Here is a 21,785-nt window from a genome sequence, read left to right on the forward strand (position 1 = left end):
ATTTTACGAGAACAACAACATTATATTCAACACTGTCACTATCACGGCAATGGTATAAAGCACAAATGTGCTCCATTTACTATTGACATAATCGCCCATCACCTTACGCGAAGAGGTCAGACCGACCTGCAAAAAAACCGTAAACGGCAACTGGATACTCAGCACCATCTGAGAGATGATCAGACCCTTAAACGGATCGCCGATAAAAAAAATCAGCAGCAACGCAATGCCTAACGACAGGATAACCCCTACCTGAGAGTGGCTATCCTTAATGTGGTATGATTCGCCAAAGATACCGGCGAAAATAGATCCGGCCGCCATCCCGCTGGTAATCGTAGACGAGATACCCGCCATAAGCAGGGCTAAAGCAAAAACAATAGCCGCATTACTTCCCAACAGGGGTTCGAGCAATGATTTCGCCTGCTGCAGCTCTTCAACCTGAATGCCACTTTTAAAGAAGGTAGCGGCTGCCAACAGAATCATGGCACTGTTGATGGCCCATCCTATAATCATTGAAAAGAGCGTATCAAACAATTCGTACTTCAACACTTTTTTTATGGACGCTGTATCCTGCTTATTGTATTCGTGGCTCTGAATCACCTCCGAATGCAGGAAAAGATTGTGAGGCATCACCACAGCACCCAGCACACTCATAATAATGAGCATGCTCCCCTTAGGTATAGCCGGCGTCACCCACCCTTCTACTGCCATAGGCCAGTCAATATCCACCAAAAAGAGTTCATAGATGAACGACAAGCCGATCACCGACACAAAAGCAATGATGGAGCGCTCTATTTTCTTATATGAATTTGTAAAAAGCATGATGGAAACAAAAACGGTAGTCAAAACGGCCCCCCAGACAATAGGAATGTCAAGCAACATTTCCAGTGCTATGGCCCCTCCCAGAATCTCGGCCAGTGATGTAGAGATGGAAGCAAGTACGGCCGTCCCCAGTATGGGACGCGATACCCACTTGGGCGTATACTGCGTTGCCGCCTCCGAAAGGCAAAGCCCTGTCACGATTCCCAAGTGAGCAACATTGTGTTGCAATATGATCAGCATGATGGTGGACAGCGTAACCACCCATAACAGTGAGTAACCAAATTCTGAACCTGCCGCAAAATTAGAAGCCCAATTGCCCGGATCAATAAAACCTACAGTAACCAATAAACCGGGACCAATATATCTGAAGACGTCCAAACCTCCCAGATAGCGTTTGTGGTCTTTACTTTTTAAATCTTTAAAAATATTTTTCATAAGGATGTCATGTCTCTTGTTTTTCTTCTAATTCATAAAATCTATCTACAAAGATAGTTATTAATAACAAGCGAGAACCTTGTTCGGTTCACTTTTAACAACTATCTTTGCCCAATATTCACACATTAAAAAGATTAAGCAAATGAAAAAAATTATTCTCGGAGCATGCGCTGTTCTTTTCACGCTTGCTTCTTGCCAACAGGCCAAACAAAAAGTTTTCGAACTGGCTGCCGAACAAGTAAACAAACAATGCCCCATCACTGTCGATGAAATGACAAGAATGGACAGCACCACTTATTCAGGTAAGGACAATACATTTACCTATTTCTATACCTTAAGCGGCCAGGCTGACGATCCTACCATGTCAGAACAACTGAAGAAATCATTGGAAGAAACCCTGCCGGAAACAATAAAGAACACTGAAGAGATGAAAGTGTACAGAGAATCGGATGTGACCATTAAATACATCTATCTGTCAGGCAAAACAAAGGAAGAGCTGATTCAAGTAACAGTTACTCCCGATATGTATAAATAAGAAATCGGTTTATATAAAAATAAGAGAGGCGGTCAACTTTGAGTTGCCGCCTCTCTTATTTTTATATACAGCCTCTAAATGATGTTTACAGAAGCTTTGTTACTCCGTAACAGAGTCTGCGTTGACATCAAATACAGCCTTTATTTTTCTTAGAAACCCATCTCGTGCAAAGCACGGCATAGTTGGTCGGGACATGAAGTAGAGCGAGCCCCACACCGGATCCCTTCAAGCTTCGTAATGACATCTGACACAGGCATTCCGGTCACCAGACGTGAAATTCCTTGCAGATTACCGTTACATCCACCCCAAAAAGCTACTTCCTTCACAATATTATTCTCCACCTCCAATTCGATGTTTGTGCTGCAAGTACCCTGGGTTTTATAAACGTATTTCATTACTCTTCGCCTTCGTTATCTGCAGGCTTCATGTTAGTGTACACATTCTGTACATCCTCGTCTTCTTCCAGGCGTTCTACCATCTTATCAATGGTGGCACGTTGTTCCGGTGTCAGATCTTTTTCGTCATTCGGAATACGGGTAAACTCAGCACCTTTCACCTCGAAGCCATTCTCTTCAAGATATTTCTGAATCTGGGCAAACGACTTCGGATCACCGTAAAGCGTGATTTCATCTTCGTCTTCATCATACTCTTCCTCTACCCCGTAATCGATCAGTTCCAGAATCAGATCGTCCATATCCACGCCTTCTTTCTTTGTAATGGTGAACATTGACTTCCAGCTGAACATAAAATCAAGACTGCCTGAAGTACCCAGTGTTCCGCCAAACTTATTGAAAACGCTACGAACATTGGCAACAGTACGGGTTGTGTTATCTGTAGCCGTTTCTACAAATACCGCAATACCGAAAGGACCATAACCTTCATAATTCATTTCCTTATAGTCCTTCTGGTCTTTACCCATGGCATTCTTGATAGCGCGTTCCACGTTATCCTTCGGCATGTTCTCACGTTTTGCAGTAGCGACAACTGCACGCAGATGCGGGTTGTTTTCGGGATCAGGACCGCCGGCTTTTACAGCGATAGCAATTTGTTTACCGATTCTCGTAAATGTACGGGCCATGTTGCCCCATCTTTTCAGCTTGGTAGCTTTTCTATATTCGAACGCTCTTCCCATTGGTTTAAAATATTTGCCTCACCCCGCTTCTAATTCAGAGAAGAAGCGGGCATGAGTTTTATTAATTATTTAATTGTTGTTTCTATATTATATGTTTATCTGAGTTTGGCTCCCAGTTTGTCTTCCAGGTTCTTCACCAGTTTCGACATGATCTTATCAATCATCTTATCGTTTAGAGTCTGGCTTTCATCCTGAAGCAAGAAGCTGACAGCATAAGATTTCTTTCCGGCTTCAAGATTCTTGCCTTCGTAAACATCAAACAAAGAAACCTCTTTCAAGAGTTTCTTCTCTGTTTCATAAGCGATCTTTTCAATCTCGGCAAACTGTACCTTCTTATCCAACAACAGAGCCAAGTCACGTTTCACAGCCGGGAACTTAGAAATCTCTTTATAGCTTACTTTTACTGAACGAATCGCTTTCATCAGCTCTTTCCAGTTTAAGTCAGCGTAATAGACTTCATTATCAACATCAAAAGCTTTCAGCATCTTCTTGGTAACGACACCGAATGTAGCCAGTCTCTTGCCACCTTTAGTATTTACCGTCAAGGCCGTAGAATAAATATCATCACTCAGGTTGCCCACTACCAGAGAGTGCAAATCCAATCCTAAACGTTTGAAAATATTCTCCACATAAGCCTTCAATTCGTAGACAGAAGTGTTTTCATCTGCGTGTGCCCATGAATTTGATACCATTTTACCGGTCACCCACAGTCCCAAATGATAATCCTCTGAGTAAGGAGCCAAAACCTTTTCAGGATTCTTCTTCTCCGCGTCAAAGTGATAACAGTTACCGAATTCAAAGAATTTCAAATCCGCGTTCTTACGGTTAGCATTATGGGCAATGCTTTCCAATCCACCGAACAACAGTGTCTGTCGCATACAATTCAAATCTGCACTTAGCGGATTCAGCAACATAACCAGATTCTTGGAAGGATAGCTTTCCAAACCATCGTAATAAGCGGCACGAGTTAAAGAGTTATTCAGAATCTCGTTGAAACCACAACCTACCAACTGTTCAGCCACCAGGTTCTGCAACTTATTCGACTTGTCACAATCTCCTTTTGTAGTCAGGCTCGACTTCAGTGTCGATGGAATTTCCACATTATTATATCCGTAAATACGCAGGATATCTTCAATCACGTCGCAGTCACGCTGTACATCCACACGGTATGGAGGTACGGCCAATGTCAGCCCTTCGGCCGTCTCGTCCATAATTTTCATTTCAAGACTGGTAACAATGCTCTTTATCGTCTCTACCGGAATCACTTTACCAATCAGGCTGTGTACCTTCTCGTAAGTCAACTCGACAATAAAATCCTGTGCAGGAGCAGCACAGACATCTTTAATCTCCGAAGAAATGGTACCTCCGGCAAGTTCCTTTACCATCATAGCCGCCAATTTCAGGCAGTAGATCGTGATATTAGGATCAATACCTCTCTCAAAACGGAAAGAAGCATCTGTATTCAAGCCATGACGACGGGCCGTCTTACGCACCCATGTCGGATGGAAATATGCACTTTCGAGAAACACATCCGTTGTGGCCTCTGTAGAACCGGAATCAAGACCTCCGAAAACACCGGCAATACACATAGCGTCTTCTTTGTTACAGATCATCAGATCGCGTTCATTCAACTTACGTTCAACGCCATCCAGCGTGACAAACGTTGTGCCTTCCGGCATTGTTTTCACAATCACCTCGCCCCCTTTTATTTTGTTTGCGTCAAAGCAATGAAGCGGTTGCCCGAAAGCATGCACAATGTAATTTGTGATATCCACTACATTATTAATAGGACGCAAACCGATGATGCGAAGCTTATTTTGCAACCATTCCGGACTCTCTTTAACAGTAACCCCTTTCACAGTAACACCTGCATAACGTGGACATGCCTCACTGTTTTCTACAGTTACCTTGATGTCCAGATCATGATTTTCGACAGCAAAAGCATCGACAGACGGTCTGGTCAGTGCAGCCTGTTTGCCATTCTGTACCAGATAAGCATACAAGTCGCGTGCCACCCCATAGTGTGAACAAGCGTCAGCACGGTTCGGAGTAATATCTACTTCAAGTACATAGTCGCTCTTTACATTATAATAATCTTTCGCAAGAGTACCCGGAACGGCATCTTCCGGCAATACGATGATACCGTCATGTGAAGTCCCGATCCCGATTTCATCTTCAGCACATATCATACCGATCGACTCCACGCCGCGAATCTTTGATTTCTTAATAGTAAAACATTCGTCACCATCATAGAGCTTCGTGCCCAAAGTGGCAACAACGACTTTCTGTCCGGCAGCTACGTTTGGAGCTCCGCACACAATCTGAGTAGGTTCGCCGTTACCCAAATTTACGGTTGTGATGTGTAAATGGTCTGAATTGGGATGTTCCACGCAAGTCAGCACCTCGCCAATCACGAGACCTTCCAACCCGCCTTTAATCGTTTGAACTTCTTCTACTCCACCTGTTTCCAGTCCGATAGAAGTCAGCGCAGCCGCCACTTCATCGGGCGTCAGATCGAAATTGACATACTCTTTCAGCCAATTATAAGAGATATTCATATCATTAAGTTTTTTATGTTTTCAAAAGTGACCCGCAAAGTTAATAAGATTTTTTGGTTGATGGGGAATGAATGGTTATAAAAAAACTCCCGGTCAGCTTTAAAAAAGATGGCCGGGAGGCATTTTCTATCAGAGTCGATATCGTGATATCATTTCATAGCCGGATGCAAATGGAAATATTTCTTCATAAATAAGATATACACCATACTTAATATAACAATTGTGCCCAATAAATAACAATAGCCCCAACCGGGAGTTAACAGATAACCAACAATAATTATGGCTTGTGATGTCATGTAAATCAGTGAAACCACCACATGCGGGATCTCCAGTTCATTTGCCATCAACTGATATAAGTGTTTCCGATGTGGCAAACCAATATTTTCATGTAGCATAAGCCGATGGATAATAGTCAGCACACTATCTACCCCATAAACCACAAGCAAAACAATCCAACTGAAATTCTCTGTTCGAATTATTAGTTTACCTATCAGGAAAAGAATCACAAAGGCAATACTGACCGATCCCACATCCCCGGCAAAGCATTTGGCCTTCTTGCGAAAATTGAAAAAATTAAATACCAACACAGCACAAAGCATAGTGTATATCAGATCCTCCTCCACAAAACGGACAATTTGCACATTGATAAAAGCTAAAGCAAGTAATACAACCCAAGAATACCCTCCCGTAATGCCATTAATCCCATCCATAAAGTTATAAGCATTGATAATGCCTGTACATACAATCAAGGCAATAAGGATAGTCCACCAAGGCAAACTGAATAATCCCCATTGATAAAACATCAAGGCCATTGCAGTAAAATGAAAAACTAAACGCAATCCCTGAGAGGTAGAGCGAATGTCGTCCACAAAACTAATAAAGGTTATCAAAGTCAGAGCCAGCATAAACCAAGGATACTCAAACTGATTTGTCAGAAAATAAGCCAATGCACCCAAGTAAAAAATAATACCTCCACCCCGTAGCGTGATCCGGGTATGCGAACTCCGTTCGTTCGGTTTATCGATGATATTGCATTTATCAGCAATACGGAAATAAAAAAATTCTGCCAGGAATAGCAGAACTAAGATTATCAGATAATACATAAGTTATTCATTCTTGTCTATTAAATGAAACCAAAACTGGAGCCCTAAAAAGACTAAAGCTGCCAATCCGGTCAAAATGCCCATAATCCAAAGAAAAGTTTCCATCCGCACTTTCTTCTATTCTATAAGAAAAGTCTCCAGCACATTCATGGGCTTCCACTTGAGTTCCCGTACAGCCTTTTCATTACTAAAGGTCAAAGAGCTTGTGATTTTACGAAGTTTCAATGAATTGATCGGAGCTTTTTCACCCAGGCAATCTCCAATGACAGCCATGCTTTTAGCCAACCAATAAGGAATAGATATTGGTCTTTTTTTATTCAATTGCTTACATATCACCATCTCCAGTTCACGAAAACTCGGCTGGTAACTGTCACAAACATTATATATCCCACCCTTTTCTATTAACATAGGAAGAAGATTTGCAATATCCTGAACCATCAGAACACTTTTCCGGGCTTTTCCCCCGGCAATACTTAAGTACTTACCATTTCTAATCCCACGAATCATCGCTCCTAAATTTCCAGGAGGATTAGGTCCGGCAATCAATGAAGGACGAAGTATACTTAACTTTACATTATGCATAGCACACCACCCTTCCAAGTATTTCTCAGCCTTAATCTTACTCAAAGCATAAGGAGTAGTTCCATTTAAAGAATGCTCTTCCGTGATATTCTCACCCGAATCACAGCCATAAACGGCAACGGTACTAATAAAAATGAAAGCTTTAGGAATACCACTATTCTCTAAAGCAGTACATAAATTCTTGGTACCCTGAAGATTTACATCAAAAAAAAGTTGTTTCTCTTCTTCTGTTTTAGGAATAGAATGCGCTTTACCTGCAGCATGCAGCACAACATCGTACTTGATATTCAGTTTAGGAACATCCGACACTAAATTTATAGTATAATTATCCCGAGAAGTCAGCCCTACAGTCCTAATTTGATATTTATCTTTCAGTAGAGAATAAAGATTGCTGCCTAAAAAGCCAGAAGCACCAGTAAAAAGTAATTTCATAAAAATGTTATATAACACTTACGACATATAAATATCTACATATTTATTTACCATCTTATTAACAGTTAAATTTTCATTGAAAAATTTCCGTGAATAAGTTCCAAAATCATGGCATCTATCTGAATCGTCTAATATATATTTAATTTTATCAGCAAAAATATCAGGAATATTATTCACAACATAACCATTTTTACCGTCAATTACTATTTCATTTATCCCCCCAACTTTTGACGCTACAATTGGCTTTCCATAAGCCATTGCTTCTAAAATTACAATAGGAAGACCTTCGAAATCAGAAGAAAGCATAAATATATCCACTAGCTGATTATATATTCCTGCATATGGAATATTCCCCATAAAAAAGATATTAGGTAATGGAGATTCAATCTCATTAGTATTACCAATCCATATAAAGGCATATTGAGGTAATAGTTTTGCAGTTTCAATAAATATATCCAATCGCTTAGGTTTAGCAACACGTGCTATACACAATACCTTTTTCTTGAATGAAGAAAAAGGTAAATTTTCAAAGATAAGCTTACTCATATTTACCTCTATACCATTACGAATAAGATGCACATTTAATTTTAGACCTTCTTTATACATATTTCTTCTATCATATTCGCTTACAGTGACTATTGCCTTACACTTGTATTTCAACAATTTTTCAAGATACAAATATTTTCGATAAGCTATACGTATAGAATCAAATCCATGAACAGTATAAACAGTTTTTGATTTTGGGAAAATAATTCTCCCCAAAATTCCTATTTTAGAAGAATGTAAATGAATAATATCCGGCTTATATTTAAAATATAATTTTAATAAAGAAAATAAAGTCATCAAATCATAGATAAAAGAAAGCTCCCGCCTTAAAGTTTTGATGGGTTCTTGCTTTATTTCTGGATTAAGCAAATCCCACATTTTTCCATTTTTATCGCCAGCAGCAACAATTATTTCATGATTTCTACATAAAACATTTGCTAAATTAATAACTACAGCTTGTGCACCTCCTAATTCACTAAGAGTTATAATTTGTAAAATTTTCATTTCTACTTTTTTTATCAGAAGAAAAAAGAGAATATATTTGAGTCCATTTTTCTCCAATAATATTAATATCAAATTTCTTAGCCCGTATACTATTCATATTTCCCAACATATCTCTTTCTTCCAAAGACATATCAAAAATTTCTTTCATTTTTAAAGTTATTTCTTGAGGATTTTGCAAAGAAATTACAAAGCGAGAATCTTCTACTACTTCCCTGCAGCCTCCAGCATCAGTAGTTATAACAGGAAGTCCACAACTCATAGCTTCTGCTAGAACTATACCAAATCCTTCCCAAAGAGAGGATAGTACAAAGCAATCTGCCGCATTATAATATTCAGAAACATTCGAATGAAATCCGGCAAGAATAACATTTTCCCGAATATCCAAGTTATTAATATAATTACATAAGTTATCTCTCAATGGTCCCTCTCCAACAATTACCAATTTGGCATTCAATTTATATGTTTTTAAAAAATCAGAAAAAGCCAACAACAATGAAGTTTGATCTTTAGCCTGTACTAATCTTCCAACATTTAAAAAAACAAATTCATTATTTTCTAATCCAATTTTATTTTTCAAAACAAGTTTACTCTCATTACTTTTCTCAAATTTTTCCAAATATATTCCATTATACATTGGAAATGATTTTAAATCAGAAAAGGCATGATGAGAAATAAAATATTCTGTTGCTTCTCTTGATACATTGGTATTTACATCAGACAAAAAATCTGTTATCTGATAAAGTCTCATTCTTATCTTACTCTCAATATTTTTACTATGTTCGGTACATATTAAAAGAGGTATTTTATAAAAAAAACGGAGAAAACGAGCAAAAATATTAGCATGAAACATTTGTGCATGAACAACATCTGGCCGAAACTTTTTCAAAATCTCCCTTGCTTTTATCAATGACAAATAAAAGCTCTTTGGTGTTTTAGACATAGACAGTCCCTTTACAAATATAGATTTGTATATAAGGGATGTATATTGATTATCACCATATAGATAAAGTATAGCAACATTATTACCCTTATCTTGCATTAAATTAGCAAGATCAACCGTTACTTTTTCTGCACCTCCAATACCAAGACCTGTAATTATATACAATATATTCATTTAGAATTAAGTAATGTAGAAAATAACTCTTGCCAAAGATTAAAAGCTCCATCTATTGAATATTGATAAGAAAGTTCAATGGCTTTTTTTTGCATATCAAGCCTATCGTCTTTACTTTCAAATAACCGTATCAATTTCTTTATAAAAAAATCTTTTTGGTCTACTGGAATTATGTAACCATTAATATTATCGCTTACAATTTCTCGAGGTCCTGTCAAACAATCATAACTCACAATTGGTAATCCATAAGAAAGAGCTTCCAAAAGAACCATAGGAAGTCCCTCATAACGTGAAGTCATCACATAAATAGAAGAAGTTATATAATAATTAGATATGTCTTTTTGAGCAGTGCAAAACTCTATAGAAGATAATAAATCCAGACTCTTTGCTTGTGCTATCAATTTTTCTCTATCTTCCCCATTACCAACAATTCTTAGTTTCCAATCTTTTGCAATAGGATATGTTTTAACTTCATTCCATATTTCTATTAAAATATCAAACCCTTTTTGGTAAGTATATCTTCCCACAGCTAACACTAACTTACTATTCATATTAGCATATCTACTGGGAAACGAATCAAGAAAATTAGGTATAGCATATACTATTGCTCGATTATACCTTTTTTCCAAATAAAAAGAGCGATCTTGCTTAGTTAGTGTAACGATAGCATTTGCATATTTTTGCGATAGTTTACGTCCCCAATCACGCCGTGAAATTCCCAAATTTGACTTATAATTAAAATGTTCCCATGAAATGATCTTTATACTCGATAAAAAAAGCTTTAGTGGAATACTAAATATAGCCAAGATAACATCTACATTAATTAATATATCCACTCTCTCTTTCTTCAAATAAAGATATAAACGTCTAACTATTTGAAAAAAGTATAATGTGAAAGCACATGGCTTAGTAAATATACAATAGGTATTGATTTCACGATGCACAGAAAAAAAAGGAGGGTCTGATTGGCATAAACTTACGACAGAAACTCTATACCCTCTTTTAACAAAAAGATTAGCTAAGGAAATTGTAATACGCTCAGTACCGGCACCATTAGAAATAGAGCCTATAAAAAAACAAATATGTTTACTCATGTGGCAATGTTATCCCTTTGTAGACAATCTGAGCTATAAAGTATAATACAACAAAAACAGCGAAAGTCCAAAAGAAATCATTAAGAAATATATTTAAATCAGATATAATCGATAATATGCTAATATACAAAATTGTAGAGACAAAAAACACAAACATATTATGCTTATATTTTCCATATTTACAACGAAAATAGCCTATATAATAACCAATCAAAAAACAAATAAAACTTCCACCTAATGTCCCCCAAAAATAGTAAGTAAGAAAATTTAAACGAGCATTTGGACCAGCATCTGCAGCATTATAATAATAATCATAAATATCAACGCCTATAACAACAGGTGGAGTAATTGAGAAACCTATTGTTTTTAAAATAGAGCCCCAACCAGGATATAATATATACTGTAAAGACGAATTAGCTGATATATGACGAATAACATCATCATTATACCCCATTACAAAAATATCTCCTGACCCAATCAAACGTGCCCCAAATAATATAATTGCTTGGAACATATCTACATTGTCTAAAATGACAATTACTAATAAAGGAAAAGTACAAAGAATCACAAGATTATACCACTTAACATGCGCAATAGTCTTACCTGTTCTTCTATAAAAATAATATTCAACAATAAAGAAAATTGATATTGGCCTTAAAATTCCTGACTTTGAACCAGATAATATAATAGCTAATAACAATATAAAAAAAACCACACAATCAAAACGATTAAGAATAGCCAACTTTTTTTTATAAAAGAAAGAGATAAAAGCAACGGTAGAAAAGCCACCTTGAGAAGCTTTCAGAAATCCAAACCCGTCGTAAATTGAAACATGATTAACTCCTTCCTTAAAAAGTCCAATTCCTAATTGACTAAAAATGAAAAACTGTAAAGCAAGTGCCATTATATTAACAATCAAAGAAAATATACTAATAAATCCTTGATTTACATTTAAAACATTAATTTTGTTAGAATATGTTTGTTTTGTAAAGAAACGAGTTGATATAAAAAAACCAATAATAAGACAAATCTCAGTAAAGCAAAAAGAAATTAAATATTTCGTATCCGCCCAATGATTCAGCCACAAACTAAATACAGCAAAAGCAGCTCCCCCCATCATGACAACAGTAACAAATAAAGGATCAAATATTCCCCAAATCGCTTTTCTAAAAACAATCAAATATAAAACTATAAATAAAATAAGTAATGGTAGATACAAATACCACTGCTCTAATATTTCTGAAATATAGATTCTAAAATCCATGAACTAATCTTGACAAGAAGTATCTAAACTTCATTATATACTTCATTTTCTTACCCCAAAGTGTCTCAATCAAATCCAATCGATTTTGAATAAACAATAAATCTTTAGATTGAGAACCTCTGCCTTGATCATTGAATATTGAAATAATGAGATCTAAATATTTAAATTTAGTAGAATCAAGTGCATATAAATTCAAATTATAAACATAATCAGCCCACAATTTGTATTTCACATCATAAAAATAGTATTTATAAATTGTACGTGGATAAAATATAGCTTGGTGACAAAAATTGTTTAAGCACAGTTGATATGCAGACTTTATACTAGTAGGGTATAATTTATGAGACGTCTTAAGTATTACATTCCCATAATAAATGTTATCAGGAATAAGTATCCTCTCAATAACCAACATAATAACTTTGTTATTAAAAAAAACATCATCACTCCCCATAAAAATAGCCCAATCACCATTTGCTACTTTTAGCCCTTTATTCATAGCATCATAAATACCTTTATCGGGTTCGCTAACCCAATATGAAATTCTATCAACATATTTTTCTATAATACCAACAGTTCCATCAGCACTTCCACCATCTATTATTATATATTCTATATTAGTGTATGTCTGATTTATTACACTGAGAATAGTATCTTCAATTGTAGATACAGCATTGTAAGATACTGTTATGACAGAAATAAGGGGATACTGTTTTTTCATACGTTTTTATTTATTCCAAATTCCAGTGGCACTCTTTGCCAATAATAGTTTCAATTGTATTGGCATAAGTACAGCCGAAACCAACAAAGAAAAACACATAGATCCAATAATACCAACAAGCCCCCACAATTGCCCTAATAGTATTGCCAAAGGAATAAAAATTCCACCCGAAATGACAGAGCAATATAATTGAAGACGTATTTTCCCCATTCCGTTCACAAAATATGCGAACATATTATTCCAATTAAATATTGAAATATAAACGAATAATAAAAGGGATAAATAAAAAGGAATGCTCATATTCACCCAAAACGAATAAACCCAACTAGCAACAAAAAGCATTACTAATGAACATAATAAAAAGAAGAGCCACACCTTCAACATATTAATAATGCCTTTCCGAATCCACAAGAAATCTTCTTTAATAAGAGCATCCGTAACTGCAGACCAAAAAGGAGTTATAACTATCGTAAACCCCATTGTTATAACCGAAAAATATTTATAAGCAATATTATAGGGAGTAACTTCTTCGGGACCACACAATTGAGCTATTAATATATTTGAGGTAGCAAACATCAATAAACAAGAAACCTGAATTATAAAAAATTGAAAACCTAATCCCAATAAACCTTTCGCATAATGAAAATTAATAGCAGATATTTTGGGAGCTAGATTGGGATATTTATAATAAAATGTGAAAGGATAAGCTAATAAATAAACAACTGCAGGTGCAGAAGAAAACACAATGGCAACATAAGTAAGATTTCCGTCCGTCACTAATGTTAAAATATAAATAACAATAAGAGACATCAAATTAGCGATAGCTCCAAATAAATCATTTATAACAGGTTGCTGTTTAGCTAAATATATAATTCCTACAAATTTTAAAACAAATGATATACAAAAAAAAGCGAATACGATCAATACTAAATAATTTAAATCAGTAAAAGCATGATTTGTAGAAATATTAAGTATTGATTTCCAACTAATAAAATGTTGCAAAAAAGCATAGAGCAAATATATAGTCAACATTAAGATTAATAATATTGCAAAAGTAGTGCTTATATAAATGCGTCCTTTTTCATAATCACCTATTGCCAAAGCTTCTGTTAAACGGTTGCGTAGCCCATTGCCCAAACCAATATCAAAATAATTAATCCAAACAAGAATAGAACTTAGCGTTAGCCAAACTCCGTATTCATAAGAATTAAGATAGTTCAAAGTTACAGGCACCAATAACAATGAAATAATAATTGACAACATTTTCACCAACAGGGAGGCAATAATATTTTTCTTTGCCTTTATTGTTCTCTCACTCCCAACAAAAAACTGTTTTATCTTTTGTATTATCACAAAGTTATATTTTATTCTAAAATTTAAATACGGATAAGTAATAAACGAAACACTGCTTGCAAGATGTATTTATTATACGATAACGATTTACAAATATTTCTAAAATGTTTATTTTTTACCGAAAATTTAAAAAGTAACATTTTTTTTGCAGAAATAAAATAAGAATCCCTCAATTCCGAATTTATAAAATCCACTTTAGCCCATTCATAATACAAATTTAAGTCGGAAGCCACTGAGAATGATTCTTTATGTGCCCTAAAATAACTAACACTATTGGCTACCACTCCTATATAGGGATAATGTAATGCAATTTTCAAAAAAAGATATAAATCATTTCCTGCGCCATTTTTTTTTGAGTCTAAACTATCCGAATTAGGAATATCAACAATAAAGTTATTTAAAACATCTTTTGTTCTGAAAATAGCACAACCTGGTGATAATGGGAAGTTATATTTATTATAGAGTAAAGCATTCTCCAAATATTCACGCTGGGAATATCTATCCTTCAAATAAGCAACATTAGAAAGTATTTCCTTATCATTTGTGATAATCTGCTGAGCAGATATTACAAATGATATATCTTCATTGAAAGCTGAAAGCGCATTTTCAACAAAATCTAATGACATCCAATCATCTGACCACAAGATCTTTGAATACACTCCTTTCGCTCTTTTAAAACATTCAATCCAATTATAAACAGGACCTAGATTTTTTTCATTTTGAAATATATGTATCCTCTTATCTTTGCATTGATAATCCTGAAGTATTTTCCACGTATTATCAGTACTACAATTATCAACAATAATAACCTCAATATTTTTATAAGTTTGGTTGATTGCCGACTCTATAGCTTCACCAATATATTTTTCTCTATTATATACTGGTATTAGGATTGAAACTAATGGATTCTCATTATTCATAACTTTTAAGCCAATTTATCATCAATTGTATTCCTTGATCCTTAGACACTTCAGGAATCCATCCAACAACCTTAGATACCTTTTGTATATCTGCCACAAAAACTTTCTGATCACTTTCTCTCCAAGGTAATTGAGTATATATCATCTTTATATTTAGCTTTCTCTCAAGCATATCAAATAATTCCAATAAAGAAAGGCTATTCTCTATACCACCACCAATATTAAACACTTGTCCATAAGCTTGACGCACATCTTTAGCTTTGAAATAAAGATTTACCACATCATTTCCATGTAACACATCCCTCACCTGTTTACCTGTACCTGAAATAGTAAAAGGTTCTTTCAATGTGCTATTCTTGATTTCTAAAGCTTTCTGACAAAACCAACCAATCCATCCTTGGTCATAAGTAGCATGCTGATTATTTCCATACATTGATGAATGCCTAAAGACAATCGTTTTCAATCCATAAATTCGATAAAAGTCTAAAAGATATTGATCAGCACATCCTTTAGAACAACCATAAGGGGAATGAAAATCTAAAGAGATTGACTCAGGGAAGCCATTTGGATATTCCTCACATGTATAACGAGTTTGTTCCTCCATGAAATGCAAATATTCAAAATCCCCATATACTTTATTGGTTGAAGAATACAAAATAACCGAATTAGGAGAATACTTGCGAACAGCATCTAAAAGATTAAAAGTTCCTAAAGCATTAGTTTCATAGTCTAATCGAGGATTAGAAATTGAAGTAGTCATAGCCACTTGACCTGCTAAGTGAAAAATATAATCCGGCTGAGCCTCTTTTACAACAGTTTCTACATCATTATTATTTCTTATATCAAAAGGATAATATTTAAATTCACCTAAGGTATGTAGCCATGCAAGATTAGCTGCACTTCCAAAACGAAATAGATTATCTAATACAAACAGTTCCTCTCCTTGCTTTAAAACTTCAGCAGCTAAATTACTACCAATAAAGCCACACCCTCCTGTTACTAAATAACGCATATTTTATTTATTTTAAATATTCTAAAATACCTGTTTTAACTTTCTCTTGACCAATAATGCCGTTCAATTTATTTATTGAGCAACATAAATCCATTGCTTCATTCTCACGATATGCCAAAGCGCCATAATTGACTTTTGAAGTCGATTGAAGTTCTTCTTTACATGTTTCAATAATTTCCTTCAAAGAAATACTACACCCACTACCAACATTGATTATTTCTCCTACAGATTTTTTGTAATTTACCAAAAGTCCATTAATAGCAAAAACAAAATCATCGACATGAATAAAATCGCGTTTTTGCTCACATGGAGATACATCTAAAGGTTGATTAGTTTTCAACCTCTCTACGATATACGGAATAAATTTACTCGCACTTTGATATGGACCAAACAAATTAGCGGGACGAACAACCATTACAGGAAAATTATAATTATAATATAACATCATAGCTGTATTAGTTGTCAATTGTTTTACCAAGGCATACGGAGAACTAGGATACTCACGTTCTTCCTCCTTGAAAGGAGAAATCTTTGCTCCATACTCTTCAGAACTACCAAACTGGATAAATAGTTTAAGGGAGAAATTTCCTTTAAAACGCTCATACAAATTCAAAAGTATCTTCAGGTTTGAAGAAATCAAATCATCAAATAAAGTCAAATCTCTTTCTGCTGTGACAATAGAAGCCAAATTAACTATATAATCTGGTGATACCACTGATTCTGGAATCTTATCCTGTACTAAATCCAATTCACTAACATTGACTTGGGGATAAGCCTCAAAAAATACATGATCAATATATTTGTCAAATACATATATCTGATATTGAGCATATAAGTTGCGGATTATATTTTTTCCTATAAATCCGCTTCCGCCTATTAAAAAGATTGTTCTTTTCATTTACAAACAAAATCCGCTATTTGATTTACACAAATACTGTAGACACTTTCTTCTTGGTAACGTTTGTACCAGTCTACAGTCAATGCTACTGTCTGATTTATATCCATTCTGGATTCCCACCCCAACATAAATTTTGCTTTAGAAATATCCAACATTAGTAGTTTAGCTTCATGCAAAGTATTGGGATCGGATAAATCTCGCAATTGACCACTCCCATAGTTTTCCACCACTTTAGTAGCCACATCCCATACTGTGGAAATAGATTCTGCTCTCGGGCCAAAATTCCAACCTTCACAATATTTTATAGGCTCTTTCCACATCCTTAGGGCAAGAAGCATATAACCGCTTAAAGGTTCAAGTACATGCTGCCATGGACGAATCGCTTTAGGACTCCTAATCTCTATTTCTTTGCCGGCTTCTAAAGCCTTAATACAGTCTGGAATAATACGATCTAATGCCCAATCACCACCACCAATCACATTACCTGCACGTACACTGGCGATGCTTTTACCATGCTTCTCATATTGCTCGGGATGGAAAAAAGAGCGACGCCAAGAGGCTATCGCTATTTCAGCTGCCCCTTTACTACTTGAATAAGGATCATAACCTCCCATCGGTTCATTTTCCCGATATCCCCAAATTTGCTCTTTATTCTCATAACATTTATCAGTGGTAATCATCACCCCCACTTTTACACTATCGGTTACACGGATAGCTTCAAGGACATTAATTGTTCCCATAACATTGGTTTCGTACGTCTCAACCGGAATATCATAACTAAGCCGTACTAGTGGTTGGGCTGCTAAATGGAAAACAAGTTCAGGCTCGTATTCTTTAAAAATGGCTTTCATACGTCCCCCATCACGAATATCAGCACGGATATCAGCTTTTATGTTCTTTCCTATGTCGGAAAGAACATAATTATCTCGCTCTGTGAATGGTTCTAAGCCCACACCTATCACCTCAGCACCCAATTCGTGCAGCCAAATCGAAAGCCATGAACCTTTGAAACCGGTATGACCAGTAACAAGTACTCGTTTACCTTTATAAAAGTTATTAAATATATCTATACTCATATTCCTACCATACTTTCCAGGGAGCTTTCCCATTATCCCACATATCATTTAATTCTGTATTATCTCTGAGTGTATCCATTGGCTTCCAGAAGCCAGTATGTCTAAAAGCATGCATCTTACCGTCTTTAGAGATAGACTCCAATGGTTGACGTTCAAATATCGTAGAATCACCGTCCTTTATATAGTCAAATACTTCTGGTTCGCAAACAAAGTAACCGGCATTAACCCAGTTACGATCTCCGTCAGGTTTTTCTTGAAAAGAAAGTACTTTATCCGTAGCTAAATCTATTTGCAGAGCACCAAATTTTCCTCCTGGTTTATAAGCTGTTAGAGAAAGGATTCCTCCTGCAGCTTCGTGTGACTGAATTGTATCAGTTATATTCAGATCAGCCACCCCATCCCCATAAGTTAATAAAAAGCGTTCATTTCCAATATATTTTTGAACTCGTTTGATACGACCACCAGTCATAGTATTTAAACCGGTATCAACCATAGTCACTTTCCAGTTCTCTGAATGATTATCATGAATAGTTGTAGTATTATTAGACAAATCAACTGTCATATCGCAATTGTGTCTAAAGTAATTAGCAAAGTATTCTTTGATTACATATTGTTTATAACCACAACAAATAACAAATTCATTGATTCCATAATGACTATAAATTTTCATTATATGCCAAAGGATGGGTTTACCACCAATTTCTACCATCGGCTTAGGAATCAAATTGGTTGCTTCACTCAAGCGAGAACCAAAGCCACCGGCAAGAATTACAGCTTTCATTTGTTACAAAATTCTTTTATGGTTGTAATCATATGATCTAACATTTCCTTCGTCATTCCCGGATATACTCCTATCCAAAGAGTATTGTTCATCACAAAGTCAGTTCCTTTCAATTCACCAACTACCCGATATCCTTCTCCTTTTTTGCGCATTTCATCAAAGGCTGGGTGCTTTAACAGATTTCCGGCAAACAGATTACGGGTTTGTATTTTTTTACTTTCTAAATGGACAGCTAAATCATTACGAGTAAACCCTGCATCTTCTTTTACCGAAATAAGGAATCCGAACCAACTGGGATTAGAGTTTCTTTGAGGTTCCGGCAGAATGATATTTCTTGTTCCTGTAAGTCCTTCTTTAAGATAAGTAAAGTTATGACGACGTGCCTCCACAATATCATCCAATTTATCCAACTGCGCACAACCGATCGCTGCTTGCATATCTGTTACTTTCAGATTATATCCGAAATGAGAGTATACATATTTATGATCGTAGCCAAGTGGTAATTCACCAAACTGCTTACTAAAACGATATTTACAGGTATTATCTACTCCACCGACACACCAACAGTCACGTCCCCAATCGCGGAATGAATTAACCAACTTGTGGAGTAAAGGATCATTAGTATAAACAGCACCACCCTCTCCCATAGTCATGTGGTGTGGAGGATAGAAACTACTGGTACCAATGTGCCCAATTGTACCAGTTTTCTTTTCTACTCCATCAATCATATAAGTAGAACCAAGTGCATCGCAATTATCTTCTACCAACCAAAGATTGTGTTTATCACAGAATGTCTTGACAACTTGCAAATTAAATGGATTTCCCAAAGAATGAGCAATCATAACCGCTTTTGTTTTTGACGATAAAGCTGCTTCTAACTGTTCTATATCAATATTGTATTCAGGAATAGTAACATCCACAAAAACAGGAATAGCACCATATTGAATACAAGGTGTTACTGTCGTAGGGAATCCGCAAGCAACCGTAATCACTTCATCACCACGTTTTACCCTACGTTTTCCCAACTGAGGAGAAGTCAAAGCCATAAATGCAAGTAAATTAGCAGAAGAACCGGAATTAGTAAGTGAACAGTAATCTACCCCTAACCATTTAGCAAAACGGACTTCAAATTTATGTGCCCACGGACCGGCGGTCAGCCAGAAATCAAGGGACGAGTCAACCAGGTTCACCAATTCGCGGTCATCGAAATAACGGCCGCCATAGTTGACAAAACTCTTACCGGGTTCGAAAGAGCGGGAGGACCCGTGAACCTCTTTGTAGTATTCCCGGGTTAAATCGAGAATTTGTTGCTTGAGTGTTTCTTTTTTACTCATTATAATATATCGTTTATATCAAATACTCCTCAACACTAATTAATCTAAGTATAGATATCAAGTAAAATATCATTAGCAAAGTAAGGAAATAGTATATACCAATTCCTCATTCTAAAAATACACGTCTTTCATTTTGAATAAAGAAGATATTTTTATATTAAAAAAATATTAATCAATATAATTATTCGGATACTGATTTTCCTCTATCATCTTCAGCATATCTACAGTCTCCTGCTCATCTATCGATAAAGTTTTATTATCCCAGTAATCTATAATTGCATGAGCTTCCTTTGCCAACTCTTCTTCAAAAACTTCTCCATAACAATATGTCAAAAGCTGACACTTGAGCAAAGAAGACGGGAGAGACTCTAACACAAGCAAGGAACGATCCAGAATAACCTGTTTCTTAGACTCCTTGTCGCCATAATCATAGATTGTTGCATTGTAGCCCATCAAGAGAGCCAGGCAAAGTCGTGCTTCTTCTTCCGGATTTTCTCCTTTCAAAGCAAACAAAGCATCAGATTTTTGAAGCACTTCAGTGTTTAATTGACGGAAACTGTCGGTATAGATAGGAGAACCGTCAGCACCCAAATACAATAATTCGTGAGCCACATGTTGCAGCTCATGAATCTGGGTCATAAGAGTATTCATTTTATATGATAAAATATTACTGATTACGGTGCGAGAATGCGAAGGTAGCTTTTAGGAACCTTGACACTGGCAGATAAAACGCCACGAATTCGGATAGTGACATAAGTACGATTAGAAAGACTGGCCAGTTCACCTTCAACTCCACAAAAATCTCCCTTGATGACTTGTACTTTGGTGCCAACTGCGAAACAATCATCGTTGAGGATAACAGCAGCAGGATCGAGATTCATGACAAACATAAAATCTTTCATCTGCTTATCGGGAACAATAAGCATACTCTTAGTGTCAAAATCACGCATATAGAAAAGACGCACCCCGTATTCATTGGCAATAGCACAAGCAAACTCTTTGGTAGCATGTACAAAAATAAGATTACGAATGACAGGAACTTCTACACGACGCCGGCGATATTTCAATTGACGAATGACAAATTGGGTCGGCAAAAAATACTCGACACCTATTTTCTCTAATGCGTCACGAGTAGTAAGCTCCTGATCCTTACGGGTACGGGCAGCGAACCAATATTCTTGTTGTTGAGACATTTAGAAGGATATATTCCTGAGTGATTTACTTAAGTCCGGGTATGCTTCGCAGTTGGGTGAGACTCTTTTTCTCAGCCAAACTGCAAGATTTTTTATGACTTATTTTAGGTGGAAACGAACGGATTCGATCAATTGATGTTTCAAAAAACGTTCGTTTAATAGCACAAAGGTATAAACTAAATTTTGATGTGCAAAATATTTTTAGATGAAAAAGTAAATAGACTTCTTTATGTGCTGATTATCAGATAATAATCTGGTAATAAAAACAGCTTTTTACTTATTTTGTATGTGGTCTTTTATCTCCATAATTGATGTTTCAAAAGACGAACGTCTTTTGAAACACATTCACTACTGACAATCAGTTAATTACAAGAGAATT

Annotated in this window: 21 protein-coding genes; 1 reads left to right on the forward strand and 20 read right to left on the reverse strand. The window is 35.8% G+C overall.

What is annotated here, in order from left to right; genetic code table 11:
* Positions 1 to 3 precede the first annotated feature (3 nt).
* Entirely contained in the window at positions 4 to 1,257 is a 1,254-nt protein-coding gene (locus tag BF9343_RS12350) for an Nramp family divalent metal transporter (RefSeq protein WP_005788100.1), read from the reverse strand.
* Between the two features lie 142 nt (positions 1,258 to 1,399).
* Between BF9343_RS12350 and BF9343_RS12355 the strand changes: the two genes are divergently transcribed.
* The gene (locus BF9343_RS12355) at positions 1,400 to 1,792 is read left to right on the forward strand and encodes a hypothetical protein (RefSeq protein WP_005788103.1); all 393 of its coding nucleotides are present in this window, start codon (positions 1,400 to 1,402) and stop codon (positions 1,790 to 1,792) included.
* 149 nt (positions 1,793 to 1,941) lie between these two features.
* Here BF9343_RS12355 and BF9343_RS12360 read toward each other — a convergent pair whose 3' ends face one another.
* From BF9343_RS12360 to upeY, 19 genes are all read right to left on the reverse strand, one after another.
* On the reverse strand, positions 1,942 to 2,187 hold the full coding sequence (locus BF9343_RS12360) for a TIGR03905 family TSCPD domain-containing protein (RefSeq protein WP_005788104.1): 246 nt from the start codon (positions 2,185 to 2,187) through the stop codon (positions 1,942 to 1,944).
* A complete protein-coding gene (locus BF9343_RS12365; RefSeq protein WP_008768977.1) occupies positions 2,187 to 2,924 on the reverse strand; it encodes a YebC/PmpR family DNA-binding transcriptional regulator in 738 nt (245 codons plus the stop codon). The genes BF9343_RS12360 and BF9343_RS12365 overlap by 1 nt, the downstream gene beginning before the upstream one ends.
* A gap of 95 nt (positions 2,925 to 3,019) precedes the next feature.
* Positions 3,020 to 5,482: a phenylalanine--tRNA ligase subunit beta gene (pheT, locus tag BF9343_RS12370; RefSeq protein WP_005788108.1), complete on the reverse strand. Its 2,463-nt coding sequence runs from the start codon at positions 5,480 to 5,482 to the stop codon at positions 3,020 to 3,022.
* A 149-nt stretch (positions 5,483 to 5,631) separates the two neighbouring features.
* Complete coding sequence (locus tag BF9343_RS12375) at positions 5,632 to 6,585, reverse strand: MraY family glycosyltransferase (protein ID WP_010993067.1); 954 nt, start codon at positions 6,583 to 6,585, stop codon at positions 5,632 to 5,634.
* Between the two features lie 117 nt (positions 6,586 to 6,702).
* Complete coding sequence (locus BF9343_RS12380; protein ID WP_010993068.1) at positions 6,703 to 7,599, reverse strand: NAD-dependent epimerase/dehydratase family protein; 897 nt, start codon at positions 7,597 to 7,599, stop codon at positions 6,703 to 6,705.
* Positions 7,600 to 7,617: 18 nt separating this feature from the next.
* Positions 7,618 to 8,649 carry a glycosyltransferase gene (locus tag BF9343_RS12385; RefSeq protein ID WP_010993069.1) on the reverse strand — a complete coding sequence of 344 codons (1,032 nt, stop codon included), beginning with the start codon at positions 8,647 to 8,649 and terminating at the stop codon, positions 7,618 to 7,620.
* Complete coding sequence (locus BF9343_RS12390) at positions 8,621 to 9,763, reverse strand: glycosyltransferase (protein ID WP_010993070.1); 1,143 nt, start codon at positions 9,761 to 9,763, stop codon at positions 8,621 to 8,623. Before BF9343_RS12390 ends, BF9343_RS12385 begins: the two co-directional genes overlap by 29 nt.
* Entirely contained in the window at positions 9,760 to 10,857 is a 1,098-nt protein-coding gene (locus tag BF9343_RS12395; protein ID WP_010993071.1) for a glycosyltransferase family 4 protein, read from the reverse strand. Before BF9343_RS12395 ends, BF9343_RS12390 begins: the two co-directional genes overlap by 4 nt.
* A complete protein-coding gene (locus BF9343_RS12400; protein ID WP_041926233.1) occupies positions 10,850 to 12,121 on the reverse strand; it encodes an O-antigen polymerase in 1,272 nt (423 codons plus the stop codon). The genes BF9343_RS12395 and BF9343_RS12400 overlap by 8 nt, the downstream gene beginning before the upstream one ends.
* Complete coding sequence (locus BF9343_RS12405; RefSeq protein ID WP_010993073.1) at positions 12,111 to 12,839, reverse strand: glycosyltransferase family 2 protein; 729 nt, start codon at positions 12,837 to 12,839, stop codon at positions 12,111 to 12,113. Before BF9343_RS12405 ends, BF9343_RS12400 begins: the two co-directional genes overlap by 11 nt.
* Positions 12,840 to 12,845: 6 nt before the next feature.
* Positions 12,846 to 14,192 carry an LPS biosynthesis flippase gene (locus BF9343_RS12410; protein ID WP_010993074.1) on the reverse strand — a complete coding sequence of 449 codons (1,347 nt, stop codon included), beginning with the start codon at positions 14,190 to 14,192 and terminating at the stop codon, positions 12,846 to 12,848.
* 23 nt (positions 14,193 to 14,215) lie between these two features.
* On the reverse strand, positions 14,216 to 15,112 hold the full coding sequence (locus BF9343_RS12415) for a glycosyltransferase family 2 protein (RefSeq protein WP_010993075.1): 897 nt from the start codon (positions 15,110 to 15,112) through the stop codon (positions 14,216 to 14,218).
* Entirely contained in the window at positions 15,105 to 16,124 is a 1,020-nt protein-coding gene (locus BF9343_RS12420; RefSeq protein ID WP_010993076.1) for an NAD-dependent epimerase/dehydratase family protein, read from the reverse strand. The genes BF9343_RS12415 and BF9343_RS12420 overlap by 8 nt, the downstream gene beginning before the upstream one ends.
* Positions 16,125 to 16,131: 7 nt before the next feature.
* A complete protein-coding gene (locus BF9343_RS12425; RefSeq protein ID WP_010993077.1) occupies positions 16,132 to 17,022 on the reverse strand; it encodes an NAD-dependent epimerase/dehydratase family protein in 891 nt (296 codons plus the stop codon).
* Positions 17,019 to 18,098: a CDP-glucose 4,6-dehydratase gene (rfbG, locus tag BF9343_RS12430; protein ID WP_010993078.1), complete on the reverse strand. Its 1,080-nt coding sequence runs from the start codon at positions 18,096 to 18,098 to the stop codon at positions 17,019 to 17,021. Before rfbG ends, BF9343_RS12425 begins: the two co-directional genes overlap by 4 nt.
* 4 nt (positions 18,099 to 18,102) lie before the next feature.
* Positions 18,103 to 18,879 (reverse strand): glucose-1-phosphate cytidylyltransferase, encoded by a 777-nt coding sequence (gene rfbF / locus BF9343_RS12435; RefSeq protein ID WP_005820502.1) that lies wholly within the window; start codon positions 18,877 to 18,879, stop codon positions 18,103 to 18,105.
* Positions 18,876 to 20,213 (reverse strand): lipopolysaccharide biosynthesis protein RfbH, encoded by a 1,338-nt coding sequence (gene rfbH, locus BF9343_RS12440; protein ID WP_010993079.1) that lies wholly within the window; start codon positions 20,211 to 20,213, stop codon positions 18,876 to 18,878. Before rfbH ends, rfbF begins: the two co-directional genes overlap by 4 nt.
* Positions 20,214 to 20,381: 168 nt before the next feature.
* Positions 20,382 to 20,864, reverse strand: a complete 483-nt coding sequence (locus BF9343_RS12445; RefSeq protein ID WP_008768994.1) for a UpxZ family transcription anti-terminator antagonist — start codon at positions 20,862 to 20,864, stop codon at positions 20,382 to 20,384.
* A gap of 23 nt (positions 20,865 to 20,887) precedes the next feature.
* Entirely contained in the window at positions 20,888 to 21,406 is a 519-nt protein-coding gene (gene upeY / locus BF9343_RS12450; RefSeq protein WP_005778177.1) for a capsular polysaccharide transcription antiterminator UpeY, read from the reverse strand.
* Positions 21,407 to 21,785: the final 379 nt, after the last annotated feature.

Source organism: Bacteroides fragilis NCTC 9343 (assembly GCF_000025985.1).
Lineage (GTDB): Bacteria > Bacteroidota > Bacteroidia > Bacteroidales > Bacteroidaceae > Bacteroides > Bacteroides fragilis.